Origin of the sequence: Neotamlana laminarinivorans (assembly GCF_020523925.1) — a bacterium.
GTDB lineage: Bacteria > Bacteroidota > Bacteroidia > Flavobacteriales > Flavobacteriaceae > Neotamlana > Neotamlana laminarinivorans.
In genome coordinates this window covers 675372-694689 of record NZ_JAJAPW010000001.1, presented here as the reverse complement: position 1 = coordinate 694689, position 19318 = coordinate 675372, and the positions used below count along the sequence as shown (strand labels likewise).

The window sequence follows — 19318 nt, the reverse complement described above, 5'->3', positions numbered from 1 at the left end:
TGGGCGCTTTTTTTAACCAAGTAATTAAAAAACCACATGAAACATTTAAAAAAAATCTCATTACTATTCTTAACAATTTTATTAACCGCTTGTTCATCTAATGATGATTCCAATACTTCAGAAAGTAATTTTATTCTGGTAGGAGATTCTTCTTTTGAGATGAAAATGGCAGTAGTAGAGCCATCATTTAATTCGGTTTTTTTAAGTATAACCAATAAAACTGAAGCAGAAATTAATGCTTCTTTTTCAGGAACAACGCTAAATAATGTCGACTATTTTTCAGCAAAAATTAGTCATTCTGACCTTTCTCCAGGAGAAACGTATGACCTAGACGATATTTCAAGTCTTGAATTTATTGTTGATGGAGATATTATTAATTCTGAATTTGAAAATGGTTTTAGTCAATTTTACAAAAGCGGTAGCAATTCAGATTTAGAGGTTATATCTGGTAGTATAACTGTAATAGATTATTCTGTGGATGTTATTAGTTTATCATTTACATTTAACCGAAATGATGGTACACAAATAACAGGAAGTTATACAGGTAGCTTTTTATACTTTAATGTCGAAGATGATTAAATTAAAATCTGTTAAAATAAAAAAGCGCTTATAAATTTTAGAAGCGCTTTTTTTATATAAGTAATTAAATTTTTACTAGCTATTAAGCATAACAGGCATTACAAGCATAGTAACTTGCTCACCTTCATCTAAACCATCAACAGGTGTTAAAATACCAGCTCTGTTAGGCATACTCATTTCTAATTGTACGTTGTCTGAGTTTAGGTTGTTAAGCATTTCAGTTAAAAAGCGCGAATTAAAACCAATTTGCATATCGTCTCCTTGATAATCACAAGTTAAACGTTCTTCGGCTTTATTACTGTAATCAATATCTTCTGCAGAAATATTTAATTCTGCTCCCGCAATTTTTAAACGAATTTGGTGTGTTGTTTTATTAGAGAAAATACTAACACGTTTTACTGAGTTTAAAAACTGATTTCTGTCTATTACTAATTTATTCGGGTTTTCTTTAGGTATTACCGCTTCGTAGTTAGGGTATTTACCATCAATTAAACGACAAATTAATTCTGAGTTTTCAAAAGTAAACTTAGCGTTAGAGTCGTTATATTCTATGGTTACTTCATCTTCATTAGTTGCTAAAATTCCTTTTAATAAGTTTAAAGGTTTTTTAGGCATAATAAATTCTGCAACTTCGTTTGCTTTAATATCTTCTCTAGTATATTTTACAAGTTTGTGAGCGTCTGTTGCTACAAAAGTTAAACCTTCTGAAGTAAACTGAAAAAATACACCGCTCATTACAGGGCGTAAATCGTCGTTTCCGGCTGCAAAAATAGTTTTACTAATGGCGGTAGCTAAAATATCGCCGCTTACTACAGTTTTACTTGGGTCTTCTAGAGCTACAGCCTTAGGAAACTCATTTCCATCGGCGTAAGCTAAAGCATATTTACCGTGGTTAGAGCTTATTTCTACATTATTATTTTCATCGGCAACAAATGTTAAAGGTTGCTCCGGAAATGTTTTTAATGTATCTAAAAGTAAACGGGCTGGTATTGCAACACTTCCTTCGCTATCGCTTTCTACGTCTAAAATTGAAGACATTGTAGTTTCTAAATCGCTAGCCGAAACGGTTAATTTGTTTCCATCTAATTCAAATAAAAAATTATCTAAAATAGGTAAGGTGTTAGAGTTGTTAATTACACCTCCAAGAACTTGTAATTGTTTTAATAAATATGTGCTCGATACAATAAATTTCATGTAATAGCTTAGTTTTAATTGTAAAATGTACTATTTACAAATATATTTCAAAGTGTGTATATTATGAAACAAACTTATTAACATTTAAGCGCTGTATTTACGCTTTCTAATATAAGTAAAAAGTATACCAAATATTGCCAATAAAAGTAGCGGAAGCACTATGTTTATTAGCTGCCACATTGTTTTTTGTTCTGCAATTTTTTCTTGATTTAAAAATGCAACCGATATTTCTTTAGTACGAATGTTTATAAGTCCGTTATCGTCTAGTAGGTAATTTACTGTATTTAGTAAAAATTCTTTGTTACCGTAAAGTTTTCCCGTCCATTTATCGAAACCTAATTCTTGCGGTGTATTTCTAGAAACATCATTTTTAATAATATTTCCATCTGCAATTACAACCATTTTAGTCGGTACACTTTTATTTTTTATTTGTGAAAGTGAAAATGGTTTAACTCTATTATTGTAGGCTGAGGTAAACTCACCTTCTAACAATACAGCTAAATTCTGTTTACCTTTGTTAAATGTTGAAGGGTCTTGCTCTTGTGTAACAATGTTTAAACTTATTTCTCTTGGAATTCCTTCTAAACGGGTTAGCGGAGCTGTTTCAAGTAAAATAGTTTTTTTTATGCTGTTTTTTAAGGTATCAATTTGGTTGGCAAAGTCAAACTTTACTAAATCTAGGTTGTTAGTAATAGCATGAGTATTGTTACTTCCAGCCAAAGGTGAATACGGCCAACGTAAATGCTGAAATTGTGAATTACTACCAGTTCCCATGGCTAGTGTAATAGGAGCAGAGTACAACGTACTAGTAATTACAGGGTTTATACGAACTCCGTAATTAAAGAAATAATCGGTTAGCTTTAAATCGCGTCCTACAGCAAAATTACGTCCTGCATCATTGTACAAACTATCTTTTTCCATAGCTACAGCGTCAATTAACCACAGACTTTTGCCACCATTCATGGTGTATTGGTCTAGCACAAATTTTTCTTCTTCTGTAAAAGGCTCTAATGGTTTTGCAGATATTATTAAATCAAACTGGCTTAAATCGTGTAGTGTTTTTTTCGGGTTTGTAGCTACGCTATCTAATGTAAATGGTGCAATTAAATAATATTCACCAATGGTTTTTACAAAATCGGCAATGTATTTATCCTCTAATTGTTTGTTACCTTTTAATATTGCTATTTTTTTGCTTTTAGCTTGTGTAAGTTTGCTAAAAGCATCCGCGAAAGCGTATTCTAAATGTTGTACCGAATTGGTAACTAATTCCTGTTGCGAAGCACCTATTTTATTTTTTACCAACGGAATAATAACTGTTTGTTCATTATAACTAGCTAATGCCCAAGGAAAAATTATGGCTTGCGATGACTTGCCGTTTTCTTGAACGGTAAGTTGCATTGGTGTTAAACCGCGTCGTGTAAGTTGTTCAATATTTCTGTCGCGAGTGTCTTCATTTTCTAGTGGATTAATGAAATTGAAAACAATATTTTTATTTTTAGCTTTAAACTCTTCTAATAATTCGGTGGTTTCGCGTTGTAATCTTCTAAATTCTGAAGGAAAATCGTTTCCTTCTAAAAAAACATCAATAACTAAAGGCGATTCAATATTGTTTACAATATTTTCTGCCGCTTCGCTTAATGTATAACGTTTATCTGTAGTTAAGTCAAAACGTTTGTAAGCTTTGTTTGCAATAAAATTAATGGCAAAAAGTACAAATACTAATAATGCTATGTGTTTTATGTTTTTATTCAAAAGATTGTTCTAATTGATATTGTTTTACAGTAACCACTCTATTATTTTTAAAAACTAACTCTAAACATTCTTGTGTTTGGTTTAATGCTCCGGGTTTAAAACCAAGATTGTAGTTCCACATTTCTGGTGAATTTGCTTTTATAGAATCGTCCCAACTAAACCATTCTGCTTTACCCAATGCTTGCTCAACATCAGTTTTGCTTTTTCCAATAAAAATGCTGTCGTTAACTATATAATTACTCATTTCGTAGCGTAATGCAGGTTTGTTTTCCCAAGCGTTAGCATTAAAATATTTTTCATGATGATAGCTAACAAAAATATTAATAAACGGATAAAAGACATAAAAATAGACAATAGGTGTAAGCGCCAAACTTACTATAAATGTAAGCCATTTACGTTTGTCTATAGTATTAACAAATAACCATGTTAATGCAAAAACTATAATTAAAAATGTTATGAAGAGAGGAGTGAAAATCATTAGTTTTCTTTGGTTATATTAAGTTTGGTTAATAATAAAAATAAAGCGGTAATACTTAAAAAATAAACCAAGTCTCTGGTGTCTATTACACCTCGGCTCATGCTTTTGTAATGCGCACTCATTCCTAATTGATCTATAAAATTACTAGAAGTAAAATCTGCAATCCCTTCAAAACCAATAAAAAATATAAAACAGATAAAAACAGCTATTATAAATGCCACTATTTGGTTTTCTGAGAGGGTGGATGTAAAAATACCAATAGCAGTATAGGCCGCTACTAAAAATAATAGGCCAAAATATGAACCAAGTGTACTGCCAAAATCTAAATTACCAACAGGATTTCCTAAATTGTATACTGTATAAACATATATTAAGGTTGGCAGTAACGCGATTAAAATTAAAATAAATGAACCTAAATATTTACCTAAAACAATGTTTAATTTGCTTATTGGTTTTGTAAGTAAAAGTTCCATGGTGCCTTGTTTTTTCTCATCGCTAAAGCTACGCATTGTAACGGCAGGAATTAAAAAAATAAGTATCCAAGGGGCTAATAAAAAAAACGAAGATAAATCTGCAAAGCCATAGTTTAAAACGTTAAACTCACCTTTAAACAGCCATAAAAATAGCCCGTTTAAAACTAAAAATATAGCGATTACCAAATAGCCAATAGGCGAGGCAAAAAATGTGTTTATTTCTTTTTTTAATAATGCTAGCATGAAATTATTTTACAACAAATTTAGTGTTTTGTTTAATAAAACCTAATTATTGATTTTTACTCTAAGCTTAAAATTTTTTCTACACTCCAAGCTTTTGGTGGTTTACTAAATAAAGGTTTTATTTTTCCCCAAACTTCTGCAAATAAATCAGACCTTCGGTAGTTTTCCAAAGCATCTTCGTTTTCCCAATAGCTGTAGGTAAAAAATACAGATGGATCTTTAACATCACGATAAACTTCTAAAAACTGGCAGCCTTCAAAATTTCTAATATCTTGTTTATGGTTGTTAAAATGTTCTTGAAAAACATCAATGTTTTGTTTATAAAATCCCATTTTAACTATTCTAACTAACATTTGTTATTATTTTAATTAGTACTTATTTATGTGGCCTACTGTAGGCGGAAAATTATCTGGATCTGGTATAGTTTTATTTGCTATAAAATGCACACTAATTGTATCTAGCAAACCTAACCCAAGTAGGGTTGATGCACTACCTACGGTATTAATATTACTTTTGTATACAGCAATTTCTAAAAAATTACCAGAATTAAACACAGCTAAGCGTTTACCTTCGTCGTTACGCTTATTTTCAGGTATTTCAAAATTAATAAAATCACTATACTTATTATAAATTTTTTTGAAAGTGTAATTTCTAGCAGAAATTTCAAAATTTCTTCCTTTTTGTATAGTTTCAAAAAAACTACGTGTAATATTAGTTACAACATTACCGTAATTATCAATATAAATTACACTACCCATAATTTGTGTTTTGTCTTCATTAACGTAAGGTTTTAGGTTCCTAATAGGCTTAATTTTGTTTATGGATTTACCAATTACGTCAAGTGTTCCGCCACGTGCAATATGGCAAGCAACTTTAACAAAAACATCAAGCACAGGAAAGCTTGAAGTAATTTTATCGTGAATATTAATTTCAACAATTTTTTCGGGTGCTACCTCGGCACAAAGCATACTCATAATGCCATTATTTGCACAAATAAAATAATGGTCGTCTAGTTTTAAAGCAATGTGCTTATTCTCCTCATTTAATTCCGAGTCTATACCAATAATGTGTATGGTACCCTTCGGAAAACTGCTGTAAGCATTTTGTATAATATAAGCTGCTTCAGGAATATTAAAAGGCGATATTTGATGAGAGATATCAACAATAGTAACATCAGGAAGCTCGCTGTAAATAGCCCCTTTAGTAGCACCAGCAAAGTAATCTTTGTCACCAAAATCGGTGGTTAATGTTATTATTGGCATGTTAAAAATTGTTGATATGTTTTTAGTAAAGTGTGCCTCAAAATTATGTATTTTTGAGTTGTATCACTTAAGTTTACAAAACTAATAAATCATTTGGTCTGATTTGGTAATAATTTTTTAAATAATCAGGCAAACTTTAAAACCTAAAATTACACTTTTGAACGAAATTATCATTGAACTTGAAGAAATTAGCCCAAAAGAGTTTTTTGGAGCTCAAAATGCTAATATCGAACTTTTAAAAAAGTATTTCCCAAAGCTAAAAATTGTAGCACGAGGAAATAAAATAAAAGCCTTTGGAGACGAAGAATTACTAGAAGAATTCGATAGGCGCATAACCATGCTCTTAAAGCATTTTGGAAAGTACAACAAGCTCGATGAAAATGCCATAGAACGCGTTTTAACAAGCCAAAGTAGCGACGATTATACAACATCTCAACAAAGCGGAGAAGTCATTGTGCATGGTGTAGGCGGCAAACTTATAAAAGCACAAACCGCAAACCAGCGCAAATTGGTAGAAAGTATGCGAAAAAACGATATGGTTTTTGCAATAGGACCAGCCGGAACAGGTAAAACGTATACAGGTGTAGCTTTAGCCGTACAAGCTCTTAAAAATAAAGAAGTTAAGCGTATAATTTTAACAAGACCAGCGGTAGAGGCTGGAGAAAATTTAGGGTTTTTACCCGGCGATTTACAAGAAAAATTAGATCCGTACATGCAACCACTTTACGATGCATTACGCGACATGATAGCACCAGAAAAACTGGCACATTATATCGAGAACGGCACTATACAAATTGCCCCATTGGCTTTTATGCGAGGCCGTACACTAGACAATGCCTTTGTAATTCTAGACGAAGGACAAAACACAACCCATGCCCAAATGAAAATGTTTTTAACCCGAATGGGTAAAAACGCTAAGTTTTTATTAACCGGCGATCCAGGACAAATCGATTTACCGCGTCGTACCATTTCTGGGCTAAAAGAAGCATTACTAGTACTTAAAAATATCGAAGGTGTAGGCATAATTTTTCTAGACGATAAAGACGTAATTCGCCATAAACTCGTTAAAAAAGTAATAGAAGCCTACAAAAGCATAGAAAACAGAGATTAAATTTATAAGAAGCTATTCCCGCTTTCCGCTATATCTTTTTTGCTTTTATTGGCAAAAAAGGATGCCGCATCAATCGGGGCTAAACTAGCCTGAATGTAAAATCTAAACAGCAAAAGCAATAGCCTAACACAAACAGCAACACACCGAATTTTAAATAAAAATGAGCAACACAATAACAGATACTAACTTTAAATTTCCTAATCAAAAAAGCGTATACAAAGGTAAAGTTCGTGAAGTTTACAACATAAATAACGAGCAATTAGTAATGATTGCTACCGATAGGCTTTCAGCATTCGATGTAGTAATGCCAAAAGGCATTCCATTTAAAGGGCAAATATTAAACCAGATTGCCACAAAAATGATGAAGGATACTGAAGATTTAGTACCAAATTGGTTAGTAGCAACACCAGACCCCAATGTAGCTGTAGGGCATTTATGCGAGCCATTTAAAGTAGAAATGGTAATACGTGGTTACATGAGTGGTCATGCAGCTCGTGAGTATAAAGCCGGAAAACGCATACTTTGTGGTGTGCCAATGCCAGAAGGCATGAAAGAAAATGATGCCTTTCCAGAACCAATAATTACACCAGCTACTAAAGCAGAAATGGGCGACCATGACGAAGATATATCTCGTGAAGATATTTTAAAACGAGGTATTGTAAGTGAAGAAGATTATATTGTTTTAGAAGATTATACCCGTAAACTATTTAAACGTGGTACAGAAATAGCAGCACAACGAGGACTAATATTAGTTGATACTAAATACGAATTTGGGAAAACTAAAGATGGTAAAATTGTATTAATTGATGAAATACACACACCAGATTCTTCTCGCTACTTTTACGCCGAAGGCTATCAAGAGCGTCAAGATAAAGGAGAAGCACAAAAGCAACTAAGTAAAGAATTTGTACGCCAGTGGTTAATTTCAAATAATTTTCGAGGTTTAGAAGGGCAAACTGTCCCTCACATGAGTGATGAATATATTCAAACTGTAAGCGAGCGTTATATAGAACTTTATGAAAACATTACAGGCGAGACCTTTAAAAAAGGAGATGTAAGCTATATTCAAGGTAGAATAGAAGCTAATGTTTTAAAATACTTAAAATAGATTTTTTTGTAAAAAAACAATCACAAAATAAAAAACCTCTTAAACTATATAGCTTAAGAGGTTTTTTTATACTTTAATTTCCTAGAATTATAAATTCTGTACGGCGATTAAGCTGATGCTCTTCTTCGGTACATTTTGTTTTATCGTCGCAATTATTGGCTAAATTTTCTTCCCCCAAACCTTTAAATTCTAAAATTCTATTTGGTTCAACACCCTTTTCAACTAAATAATTATAAGTTGCAATAGCACGTTCTTGTGAAAGTTTTAGGTTATATTTTTGTGACCCTCTAGAATCTGTGTAAGAATAAATTTTTATAACCATATTAGGATATTTATTAACCATAAAGTTTGTTATCCTATCTAATTCATTAGTGTCATCTTTTCTTATCACAGCTTTATTATAATCAAAATAAATAGGATAGAATTCGGCATCTTGTATAGTTTCAATAACTTTCGGATTTAATTCTATATTTTCGGTAATTTTAGAGATGTTATTATCAATTCTTTTAGTGCTAATAAGCGATGTTAAATCAATGTAACCTTCCTTTAAAACTTTAATACCATAGTTTTTTCCTCGGTCTACATTAATCTCATAATGCCCATTTTTATCAGATACTACTGAAGCAATTTGTTCTCCAGTTGGTGAAACCAAAACGACTTCGCTGTTAGTAATAGGTTTTTTAGTTTCAATATCTACTATAGTTCCTTCAACTATAAGTTGTGGTAGTTTATCAAATGCATAAATATCATCACTACCCATACCATTTTCACGATTAGATGAAAAATAGCCTGTTAAACCATCGGGATTTAGGAAAAAAGAAAAATCATCTTTACTTGAGTTTATAGGTTTACCAATATTTTTTACGCCAATAACTTTACTATCTTGATTTTCTATTGTTTCAAAAATATCTAATAAGCCTAATCCTTGGTGGCCATCTGAGGAGAAATACAATTTATCATTAGCATCTAAAAAAGGAAAACTTTCATTGCCAGCAGTATTTATATTTTCTCCTAAGTTTTCAGGGTTGCTGTAATTGCCATTTTCGTTGATAGAAACCACATAAATATCCGATCCACCATATCCTCCAGGTCTATCTGATGTAAAATAAAGCTTGTTGTTATTTTTATTTAAAGCTGGATGACCTGTTGAAAAAGCACTACTATTAAATGGTAATTCTTCAATATTTTTCCATTTACCTTCTATGTATGATGCTTTATAGATTTTTAAATTTGTGATACCCAATTCATCTGTACCACGATTATTTTTTATAAAATCGTTTCTAGAAAAATACATGGTTTTGCCATCGTTGGTAATAGTTAATGATCCCTCATGAAAAACCGTATTAACTTTTCCTTTTAATTTATTTTTATGACTTACAACACTATCTGTTATTTGCTGTGTAGTATAAATATCTAAAAAAGGTTGACCGTTCCAACCATATTTTTTTTTGGTTAAAACTCCTGTATTTCTGCTGGAAGCAAAATATATTGTTCCATTAAATTCATAAGCGCCAAAATCGCTGTATTCGGAATTAAATTTAACTTCTTTTAAAAAATAATCGGAATTTACTTTACTTAAAAAGTCAGAATCATTTGAATTTTCACTTAAAGTTCCTCCAGATTCAGCATATTTTTTAAACCATATTCTAGATTCATCGTAATTTTCTATGCCTTTTAAAACTTGTGCATATTTGTAATAATAAATAGGATCTATATCTGGATTTGATACTATTTTTTTATAGTAAACAGCAGCACTATCTGGGTTTCTTAAATTATAGTAGCTATCTCCTAATTTTTTTGAGGCATTAATAGTATCTATTTTTTTGTTAATAAGGTCGTAATAGGTTTCGGCTGCTTTAGAATATGAGAGTTTTTCAAATAAATAGTCTGCTTTTTTTTGTTTCCCGGTTTGAGCATAACTCACTACAGTTAGTAACAACGCAATATTATATATTATAGAGTATTTTAATCTCATGGGGTCTTATTTAATTAAAAAAGTTTGTGGTTTATTCCATTTTTACAACAACAAATTCTGTGCGTCTGTTTAGTTGGTGTTTTTCTTTGCTACAAGAAACTCCATCTGCACATTCATTTATTAGTTTTTCTTCACCATAACCTTTGTATTCAACAATGTTTTCAGGGTTTACACCTTGAGAAATTAAGTAATTATATGTTGATTTAGCTCTGTTCTCTGATAAGAATTTATTGTATTCTTTTGGACCTCTTGAATCTGTATGTGCTTCAATTTTAATAGCCATTTCAGGATAATCTACAGTCATTAATTTAACAATTTTATCAAGTTCTAAAGCATATTGGGGTTGGATATTATACTTTTCGAATTTGAAATATATAGGATTTAATTTAGCTTGTTTTATTGCTGTAGAATCGTTTACATTTTCGTAATCTAAATTTTTATTATTTAAGTCGGCTAACTTAGCCACATTAGGTATAGGGTTCAACAATAAATTTGCGGCTATAGAGGTTAATTCTGTTTGAATTTTTTTAGAGTTAAATGTTCTGTAATCATCTATATATTTATCTTGACTTGCTACAATTTTAAAATCTTGGTTGCGATCAATATTTATTTGATAGAAACCGTTTTCATCGGTTTCCATAAATGCAATTTGGTTTCCTTTATCATCAAATAATGTAATTTTTGCGCCTTTTACCGGGTTACCATTTATAGCATCTGTAACTACACCTTCAACGTTTAAAATAGGTACTCTGTGGTAGGCATATATATCGTCACTTCCTCGACCACCACGCCTGTTTGAGGCAAAATAACCAGTAATACCATCTGGATTCATGCTGAAGGAGAAATCGTCTGCATTAGAATTTACAGGAACACCAACGTTAATAACACTTGAAATTTCATTATTGTTTTCTTCATCTTTTATAGTAGCAAATATATCTAATAAGCCTAATCCTGTATGTCCATCGGATGAAAAGAATAATACGTTTTCATTGTTAATAAAAGGAAATCCTTCTGCACTTTCGGTATTTACAACCGCTCCCATGTTTTTTATATTACGTAGAGAACCATCAGGAAAGATATCTACTACCCAAATATCTGATCCTCCTTTAGTTCCTGGCCTGTCTGAAGTGAAATAAAGTTTTGAATCGTCTACATTTAAAGCAGGGTGCTGTGTTGAAAATTCATCTCCATTTATTGGTAAGTCTTCAATGTTTTTCCATTCACCGTCAATTAAAGTTGCTCTGTAAATTTTCATGTTGGTTAAACCATTTTTGTCTTTAATTTCAGAATTTTTTGTGAAATTATTTCTAGAAAAATACATGGTTTTCCCATCTTTTGTTATTGTTACAGGACCATCATGATAAATTGAATTTATGTCACCTTTAACTTTTGCCGAATAATCAACATTTTTTTTTGAATTTACATCTGCTACATATACATCTAAAAACGGTTGTTCGTTCCATCCATACAAACGTTTTACACCAACACCTTCATCACGGGCAGAAGTAAAATATACTTTATCGTTTTGTTGAAAAGCACCAAAATCACTAAACTTAGAATTAAATCTAAAACGATCTAAAAAATATTGTTGGTCTGCTCCAAAAACACTAGTTATAAAATTTACATCTTTAGAAAAATCATTTGCATTAACTACTCCACCAGAATCTTTATAACGTTTAAGCCATTCTTGAGATTCATCGTATTTTTTTATTCCTCTTAAAGCTTGTGCATATTTGTAATAATATTCTACAGGAACGTTTTTTTGTTTTACTGCAGTTTTGTAATACCGCGCTGCATTTCTTGGATCCCGCAAATAAGCATAACAATCTGCAAGTTTTCGGGTAGCATAATCCCTGTTATAATTTTTATCGATAAGTTCTCTGTAAACTTTTGCAGCTTTAACAAATGAAAATTTATTAAAAAGTGTATCTGCACGTTTTTGTTTACCTTGTTGAGAAAACAGGGGGAAACTTATAAAAATAGTTAATACAACTAATATGTATTTAGTTTGTTTCATAATAGTTTATATTAGAAATATCTTGGAGATTTTAATTTAGAATTTAAGAATTTAAACTCATAAATAAGTAAAATTTCATGCGTGCCAGTTGTATAATCTGCAATTTCAGAAATTGGTTTTTCATAGGCATAGCCTATTCTTAATTGTCTAGATATTTGAAAATCAACAATGCCACCAATTGCTGCTGTTTCATTATTTATTCTATAGGAAGCTCCTGCCCAAAACTTCTCGATAAACAAGAAATTAGCAGTTAAATCGAACGAAAGTGGCGCCCCATTTGTTGCTTTTATTAAACCGGCAGGCTTAAATTTTATAGATTGACTTAAATCAATTACTCCGCCAAGAGTAAAATAATAACTAATTCTTTCTAATGCTTCAATATCGTTATTTCGGTTACTAAAATCGTTGTTTAATATTCTTGGGGCAGATAAACTAGCATAAATTCTGTTTGTGCTCCAATAAATACCAGCACCAATATTTGGTGACCATCTATCTTCTGTACCATAGATTAAAGGATCGCTTAAGTTAGATTCCTCTAATCTAAAATCTGAGTCGAAACTAAATTGTGTAAAACCTCCTTTTATACCAAATGCTAATTTACCTTCTCGACCAGTTGGTACTGCATATGAAAAGTCTGCATATAAGTACGAGAAATTTTGTGGACCTAAATCATCCTCAATAAATGATAATCCTAAACCAATCCTATCGTTTCTTAAAGGAGTGTGTATTGATAGCGTTTGTGTTATTGGACCTCCTTTAAAGCCAACCCATTGGCTACGGTGTAAGCCTACAATGCTTAAAGCTTCTCTACTACCGGCATAAGCAGGATTAATAGATATTGTATTATACATGTATTGAGTGAATTGCGGTAATTGTTGTGCTTTACTAGTTATAGAGCTTAACAAGGCAATTGCGAATATTGTAATTTTTAACAGTCTCATAGGTTAAGTTTTTATTTAGTTCCTAAATAAATAGGGCCGGTTAAAGCATTTAATCCGCTATCTCTTAATTTAATAATGTAATAATAAGTTCCATTTGGTAATTTACCCGAAGTTCCAACCGATGAATTTGGAGAACTGCCATCCCAATCGCCATGGGCACCAGATGTTTCTGTACTACCTAAAGTGTAATTATTAGATTCGAATACTAAAGCTCCCCATCTATTAAATATTTTAACCTCTGCAACAAAACCACATAAATCAATTCCTTCTATATCAAAAGTATCATTATAACCATCGCCGTTAGGTGTTATAGCTTTTGAGATTTTAATATCGTTTTCTCCACATGGTAGTACAACACAATCTGCATGAACATTCATGGTTACTTCTGTTACACTTAAACATCCTTGATCTGTTGTGGTGTATCTAAATCTATAATCTATACCGCCGCTTTCTGGTAAAAAGTCTTCACTTAACTGAAGATTAGTAGGATCGAAAATATTACCTGTTAATGTCGCATTTGTATTTCCTTCTATAATTTCCCAAGTACCATTTAAGTTAATGTCACTTGTTAGAGTATCATCTAAATTTACAGCACCATTATCGTAACAAACATCTTGCGCAACAATTTCAGAATAAATTTCATCTAAAGTAACATTAAGTGTTTGAGTGAATATTGCTTGATTTGCACATTCATCTATAACTGTCCATGTTCTTGTAATGACATAATCCTCAAAAACATTATCTTCAAAAGAGCTTTCTTCTTCATAGTTTACAGTTAAGTTTTCCGAACAATTATCAGAGAATTCTAAGTTTGGTATATCAGGTATATCTGTACAACTTATATCTAAGGTTTCATCAAAAGGACTAGCAAGTTGAGGTGCAGTTGTATCTTGAACTGTTATGGTTTGTATGTGATTTGAAGTTAATCCACATTCATCTGTAGCAATCCAAACACGAGTTATTATATATGATGATGGACAATTTCCGTTTGTAATAGTGTCTTCAACAGTAACGGTAGCGCTTCCACAATTGTCTGAAGCAGTAAGGTTTTCGGCTTCAGGAATTTCATTACATTCCACGGTTATATCTCTAGGCAGGCTTTCGTTAAAAGTAGGAGCAGTGGTGTCTTGTACAACTATATTTTGGGTAAAAGATGTAGTTAAACCACAAGCATCAGTGGCTATCCAGGTACGTGCTAGTGTATAGTTATTTTCACATGTACCATCTGTTCGAGTATCGTTTACTGTTACAGTTGCAGAACTACAAGTATCTGTAGCTGTAAGGATTTCTGGAGTTGGAACCGCATCGCATTCAACTACAATATTAGCTAAAGGCAATAGTTCAACAAATTCTGGTGGTGTAGTATCTTGAACTGTAATTGTTTGAATATGAGTTCTTGTTAATCCACATTCGTCTGTAGCAGTATAAGTGCGTATTATAGTATAATTTTGTTCACAATTTCCTGAGATAATTTCTTCATCTAAAGTAACTGTTGCCTCGCTGCAATTATCAGTAGCTGTTAAGGTTATGGTCTCTGGAATGGCATCACATTCAACAGTAACATCTTGTGGTAATTCGGTTTGATCAAATTCAGGGGCTGTAGTATCAGAAACTGAAATAGTTTGGTCGGCAGTTGTTGTATTGTTGCATGAATCTGTAGCCATCCAGGTTCTGGTAATTGAATACGTACCGGAACAAGATCCGTTTGTAATTACATCACTAAATGTAATTATTGGATTAGTATCACAATTATCTGTAGCTGTTGCACTTCCAAAAGAAATTGGAGATAAATCATTACTACATTCAGCAGAAACATTATTTGGTAAAACTAGTACTGGCGGTGTGGTATCTTTTACTGTTATAGTTTGTGATACAGAACTTGTATTATTGCAGCTATCAGTAAAAGTCCATGTTCTTGTTATAATTATGTTACAAGAGTCTGTTTCATCTATAATGTCAGTACCTGTAATTGTGTAATCCCCTGAACAACTATCTGTAGCTGTTAATGTTTCAGGATTAGGAACATCCTCAATACATTCATAAGTAATATCTGCTGGTGCTTCAGGTAATTCTGGTGCGGTAGTATCTTGTATAGTAAATGTTGCAGTAGTTTTATTTTCATTACCACAACTATCTGTAGCTGTAAATGTTACAGTGGCCGAACCAGTAGTACCACATTCATCTGAAAAAGAAGTGTAGTTGTTAGACCATGTTATGGCCGAACAATCATCTGAGGCACTAGCTCCTCCGTTGTTTGTTAACCAAGTGTTGAATTCTGAAATATTGCCTTCTCCATCGCACTCAACTGTTAAGTCGCTGGCCAAACTATTTAAAGTTGGTGGAGTTGTATCTTCAATAGCGTATGTTGCAGAAGTAGTTGAAGAATTTCCACATTCATCGGTAGCAGTAAACGTTACAGTAATTGCATTAGCACAGTCTGAAGTTGTACCATCGTAATTATTTGTCCAAGTAATTGTAGAACATTCATCAGAAGCAACAGCACCTCCGTTATTATTTAACCAATCTTGAATATCGTTATTGTTGCCAGAGCCATCACACTCAACTACAATGTTATTAGCTTGAGTGTTTATGCTAGGAGCTGTAGTGTCTACAATGGTAAAAGTAGCGGTTGTAGTTGTTGTATTACCACAGTCATCAGTAGCTGTAAAAGTTACAATAGTAGAGCCAGTAGAACCACAGTCGTCAGATAAAGCAGTATAATCATTAGTCCATGTGACTGAAGAGCAGTTATCAGAAGCTGAAGCTCCACCATTACTTGTCAGCCAATTATTAATATCAGAAGTGTTTCCAGAGCCATCGCACTCAACCGTTAAATCGTTTGCATTGATATCTATAATTGGAGCAGTAGTGTCTTCAACAGTGAATGTTGCAGTTGTTATGGTTTCATTACCACAAGCATCAGTAGCCGTAAAAGTTACAGTAGTAGAACCAGTAGCACCACATTCATCAGATAAGGCAGAATAATCATTGGTCCATGTAACAGAAGAGCAGTTATCAGAAGCTGAAGCTCCACCATTACTTGTTAGCCAATTGTTAATGTCAGAAGTGTTACCAGAGCCGTCACATTCAACTGTTAAGTCGCTAGCTTCTATATCTATGATTGGAGCAGTAGTGTCTTCAACAGTGAATGTTGCTGATGATGAAATAGAATTACCACACGAGTCTGTAGCCGTAAATGTAACCATACCAGTTCCTGCAATACCACAATCAATATCAATATCAGAATAATCATCAGACCAAGTTATTGATGAACAAGTACTGTTGATGGTAGCACCCCCATGATTGTTTATCCAATTTTGCAAGTCTTCAGAATTATCTCCGTTACATTCAACAGTAAAATCACTAGCTTCTGATAAAAAACTTAAAGGGGTTTGATTACCTCCAGTATGTGTAATGCTTTCATTCTCTAATTTATTACCACATTCATCTAATACGTCATAAGTATATTTTAAACTCCAAGAGCAATCATTACCGTTAAGTTCAGTATTTTTTAAAGTTATTGTAACGTTTGAACAGTTGTCAGAATAATAAGAAGCGATTATTGTATCACTGAATGGAGTATTTGATATAGCATCAGCAGAACATAGATTTATGTCTGATTGACCCATTGGAGCAGAACCTGTTGGGGCACTTTGGTCGCTTCCAGAATAAACTATAGTTTCATTTTCTAGTTTATTTCCAGAGGAATCAATAACATCGTATGTATATGTTAATGTCCATGCACAATTATCTCCAGATAAGACTGTGTTTATAAGATTTATGGTTAAGTTTTCACTACAGTAGTCTGAATAATTTGAGGCTATGGATGTAGTTTCAAAAGGGTAGGTTGACTCTGCATCGTCCATACATAAGTTAACACCTGTTTCACCTGATGGAGCAGTTCCTGTAGGTGCTTCAATGTCATTAACTAACTCTGCATCAGAAGCAGCCGTTCTAACACAATCAGTATAAGTACTCTTTACTGTTATTGTATAAGTGCCTTCTAGTAAACCTGAAAATATTGGTGAAGCTTGATAATTGATCCCGTCTATAGAATATTCATACTGATTAGGATCGGAGTCTGTATTTAAAGGATTAGTTATAGTGAGTGTGAAATTATCGTCACCCCCAGTACAATCAATTTCATAACTAGGTTCAGGAGGTAAATCAACGTATGATAAAATAACCGTTCCTAAATCGCATACATCTGTATTTGGGTCAGGTAAACATAATTGATATGTAAAAGAAACATCACCGATAAATCCTTGAGAAGGTTCATAGGTATATGTTCCGTCTGTATTAAAATTAAAAGATTCACCAGGAGATGATGGACCTGAAATTAAAGTGTATGTTGAATTTGTTGGTTCATTATTTATAACTTTTAAATCGCCATTATATGTTTCATCTAAACATTCAATCAATTGCTGATCTACAGCATATTTTTGAAGTAGAAAAAACTTCCCATCCCCATGATCTCTTGTTGCTCCTACAAATTCAATTTTTGTTATTAATGATCCAGTAGGTGCTAGGTTATTTAAGTAGAAAAGAGCGATAGCTATTGATTGGCCATTATGATTTTGCCTTCCAGATTTCCAATAATCAGAACCAGTATTTGGTGCTGCAAAACCCGAACCATAGTAATCTCCGCTATTTCTTACAAATGTCTGTCCTAATTTTTGTTCAGGACCACCGCCAACTGGCGTTCCCCAAACCTCAATATAATAACAATTATTTCCTCCTTTCTCAGTTACAGCCAAAACACCACCATCGTTTGATGGAATAGGATTTTCATAAAAAATTGTTTGTTTTTGAGCGTAAGTAGTTTCAAGCGCATCAAAATCATTGCATATGTTAGCCCCATTACCGCTAGCATCAAAAATATGATTTAAATTTTTATCTTTGAATGCTTCTAGCGCCAAAATGTTCCAGTTTGGATCTGCACTTGAATTTGCTAATGTTATTCCATTTTCTATAATTTTATTATTTGCATTACCATCTGGTCCTAGTCTGGTTAATTCATATTCAGAGGGAACCACAAAAGTGTTATATAAAACCCCATTAATTGTAACAGACTCAATTTCAGCTTCGCTAGTTGTTAATGGTTGAGCTGCCATCCATTGAAAAGTAACCCCAGTTTGTATAGATGGTGCTTGTTGTGCATTGGTAAACTTTATGATAAAAATAATAATCCATACAGAAAATATTTTTAATTTGTTTAATGAAATATAATTGTATTTATTTTTCATATTTTTCATTAGTTTATATAGACCTAAGTTTTAAATTTTAATTACTCTCTATTTTATTAAAGTAACTAAAGATTTTTTATATTTTTCAGAGGGAGAAAATAAAGGGAGCAAAACCGTAGAACAGCTTTTAAATTGAATTCGAAAATTTTGATTCAGGGTCATACGATTTATCTTTGTAGGTATAAACAAAACAAAACATATCATGTATTTAAGTAAAAAAAAAATGTTAAATAACTTATAAAATCGTTTAACAGCTCGTTATAGGTAGATTGTCGTGATAAAAAGCTTTATAGCGATTCAATATTTATTTTATTTAAAGATTAAATTTTTATAATTTTATAAACAAATAACACGAATTTTATCGATTAGAAAACATTTATCGATATAGCAACTCATTTTATCGATAAATATGAAAAAAATAACAATTGTAAGGCATGCTAAATCTTCTTGGGAACATGAAGTTACAGATCGCAAACGGCCCTTAAACTCCAAAGGTTTTAGAGATGCAGAATTAGTTTCTAAATACTTGATTAATTTAAACTTAAAGTTTGATTACCTAATTTCAAGTAATGCTATAAGAGCAAAAACTACGGCTAATATTTTTATTGAAAACTTAAAAATAGATAAAAATAATTGCTCATTAAATTCTGACTTATACGATTTTACAGGAGAAAACTTAGTCAAAATCATTGAAAATTGTTCTAATTCAGTTAACCATTTAATAATTTTTGGGCACAATCATGCCATTACAAATTTTGTTAATACTTATGGTAGTTTGTATTTTGATAATATTCCAACTTGTGGAGTTAGCATTTTAGAATTTAAGATAGATACATGGAGAGAATTAAAACAAGGGAAAACTATAAAAACTATTTTTCCGAAAGATTTAAAATAATTTTCTCTTTAATAAAATAGTAGCATTATTTTAACTTAGCTTTT

14 protein-coding genes are annotated in these 19318 nt (G+C 32.1%); 4 read left to right on the top strand and 10 right to left on the bottom strand.

The genetic code is table 11. The annotated features are described in order from the left end of the window. The first annotated feature begins 36 nt into the window (after positions 1-36). Entirely contained in the window at positions 37-579 is a 543-nt protein-coding gene (locus LG649_RS03180; RefSeq protein ID WP_226540832.1) for a hypothetical protein, read from the top strand. A gap of 75 nt (positions 580-654) precedes the next feature. Here LG649_RS03180 and dnaN read toward each other — a convergent pair whose 3' ends face one another. From dnaN to LG649_RS03150, 6 genes are all read right to left on the bottom strand, one after another. Continuing rightward, a complete protein-coding gene (gene dnaN, locus LG649_RS03175) occupies positions 655-1773 on the bottom strand; it encodes a DNA polymerase III subunit beta (RefSeq protein WP_226540830.1) in 1119 nt (372 codons plus the stop codon). Between the two features lie 84 nt (positions 1774-1857). Then, the gene (gene gldG / locus LG649_RS03170; RefSeq protein WP_226540829.1) at positions 1858-3525 is read right to left on the bottom strand and encodes a gliding motility-associated ABC transporter substrate-binding protein GldG; all 1668 of its coding nucleotides are present in this window, start codon (positions 3523-3525) and stop codon (positions 1858-1860) included. After that, the gene (locus LG649_RS03165) at positions 3518-4003 is read right to left on the bottom strand and encodes a hypothetical protein (protein WP_226540827.1); all 486 of its coding nucleotides are present in this window, start codon (positions 4001-4003) and stop codon (positions 3518-3520) included. Before LG649_RS03165 ends, gldG begins: the two co-directional genes overlap by 8 nt. Further along, positions 4003-4719 carry a gliding motility-associated ABC transporter permease subunit GldF gene (gene gldF, locus LG649_RS03160; protein WP_226540825.1) on the bottom strand — a complete coding sequence of 239 codons (717 nt, stop codon included), beginning with the start codon at positions 4717-4719 and terminating at the stop codon, positions 4003-4005. The genes LG649_RS03165 and gldF overlap by 1 nt, the downstream gene beginning before the upstream one ends. 56 nt (positions 4720-4775) lie before the next feature. Continuing rightward, positions 4776-5072, bottom strand: a complete 297-nt coding sequence (locus tag LG649_RS03155; protein WP_226540823.1) for a putative quinol monooxygenase — start codon at positions 5070-5072, stop codon at positions 4776-4778. Between the two features lie 15 nt (positions 5073-5087). Further along, positions 5088-5981: an SAM hydrolase/SAM-dependent halogenase family protein gene (locus LG649_RS03150; RefSeq protein WP_226540822.1), complete on the bottom strand. Its 894-nt coding sequence runs from the start codon at positions 5979-5981 to the stop codon at positions 5088-5090. A 157-nt stretch (positions 5982-6138) separates the two neighbouring features. Here LG649_RS03150 and LG649_RS03145 point away from each other — a divergent pair, with 157 nt between their 5' ends. Continuing rightward, positions 6139-7092 (top strand): PhoH family protein, encoded by a 954-nt coding sequence (locus LG649_RS03145; RefSeq protein ID WP_226540821.1) that lies wholly within the window; start codon positions 6139-6141, stop codon positions 7090-7092. A 160-nt stretch (positions 7093-7252) separates the two neighbouring features. Further along, on the top strand, positions 7253-8200 hold the full coding sequence (locus LG649_RS03140; RefSeq protein WP_226540816.1) for a phosphoribosylaminoimidazolesuccinocarboxamide synthase: 948 nt from the start codon (positions 7253-7255) through the stop codon (positions 8198-8200). Between the two features lie 73 nt (positions 8201-8273). Here LG649_RS03140 and LG649_RS03135 read toward each other — a convergent pair whose 3' ends face one another. From LG649_RS03135 to LG649_RS03120, 4 genes are read right to left on the bottom strand one after another with little or no spacing between them, the layout of a single operon-like run. After that, complete coding sequence (locus LG649_RS03135; RefSeq protein ID WP_226540814.1) at positions 8274-10175, bottom strand: OmpA family protein; 1902 nt, start codon at positions 10173-10175, stop codon at positions 8274-8276. Positions 10176-10206: 31 nt separating this feature from the next. Beyond that, complete coding sequence (locus LG649_RS03130) at positions 10207-12192, bottom strand: OmpA family protein (protein WP_226540812.1); 1986 nt, start codon at positions 12190-12192, stop codon at positions 10207-10209. Positions 12193-12203: 11 nt separating this feature from the next. Then, entirely contained in the window at positions 12204-13133 is a 930-nt protein-coding gene (locus LG649_RS03125; RefSeq protein WP_226540810.1) for a PorP/SprF family type IX secretion system membrane protein, read from the bottom strand. Between the two features lie 11 nt (positions 13134-13144). Beyond that, on the bottom strand, positions 13145-18379 hold the full coding sequence (locus tag LG649_RS03120; protein WP_226540808.1) for an HYR-like domain-containing protein: 5235 nt from the start codon (positions 18377-18379) through the stop codon (positions 13145-13147). Positions 18380-18788: 409 nt separating this feature from the next. On the opposite strand from LG649_RS03120, the gene LG649_RS03115 reads away from it, so the two are divergent. Then, positions 18789-19274, top strand: coding sequence for a SixA phosphatase family protein (locus tag LG649_RS03115; RefSeq protein ID WP_226540804.1), 486 nt, complete (start codon positions 18789-18791; stop codon positions 19272-19274). The last annotated feature ends 44 nt before the right edge of the window (positions 19275-19318 follow it).

Coding starts and splice junctions, on each gene's coding strand:
- LG649_RS03180 (WP_226540832.1), top strand. CDS start 37: ATGAAACATTTAAAAAAAATCTCATTACTATTCTTAACAATTTTATTA.
- dnaN (WP_226540830.1), bottom strand. CDS start 1,773: ATGAAATTTATTGTATCGAGCACATATTTATTAAAACAATTACAAGTT.
- LG649_RS03165 (WP_226540827.1), bottom strand. CDS start 4,003: ATGATTTTCACTCCTCTCTTCATAACATTTTTAATTATAGTTTTTGCA.
- gldF (WP_226540825.1), bottom strand. CDS start 4,719: ATGCTAGCATTATTAAAAAAAGAAATAAACACATTTTTTGCCTCGCCT.
- LG649_RS03155 (WP_226540823.1), bottom strand. CDS start 5,072: ATGTTAGTTAGAATAGTTAAAATGGGATTTTATAAACAAAACATTGAT.
- LG649_RS03150 (WP_226540822.1), bottom strand. CDS start 5,981: ATGCCAATAATAACATTAACCACCGATTTTGGTGACAAAGATTACTTT.
- LG649_RS03140 (WP_226540816.1), top strand. CDS start 7,253: ATGAGCAACACAATAACAGATACTAACTTTAAATTTCCTAATCAAAAA.
- LG649_RS03135 (WP_226540814.1), bottom strand. CDS start 10,175: ATGAGATTAAAATACTCTATAATATATAATATTGCGTTGTTACTAACT.
- LG649_RS03130 (WP_226540812.1), bottom strand. CDS start 12,192: ATGAAACAAACTAAATACATATTAGTTGTATTAACTATTTTTATAAGT.
- LG649_RS03125 (WP_226540810.1), bottom strand. CDS start 13,133: ATGAGACTGTTAAAAATTACAATATTCGCAATTGCCTTGTTAAGCTCT.
- LG649_RS03120 (WP_226540808.1), bottom strand. CDS start 18,379: ATGAAAAATAAATACAATTATATTTCATTAAACAAATTAAAAATATTT.
- LG649_RS03115 (WP_226540804.1), top strand. CDS start 18,789: ATGAAAAAAATAACAATTGTAAGGCATGCTAAATCTTCTTGGGAACAT.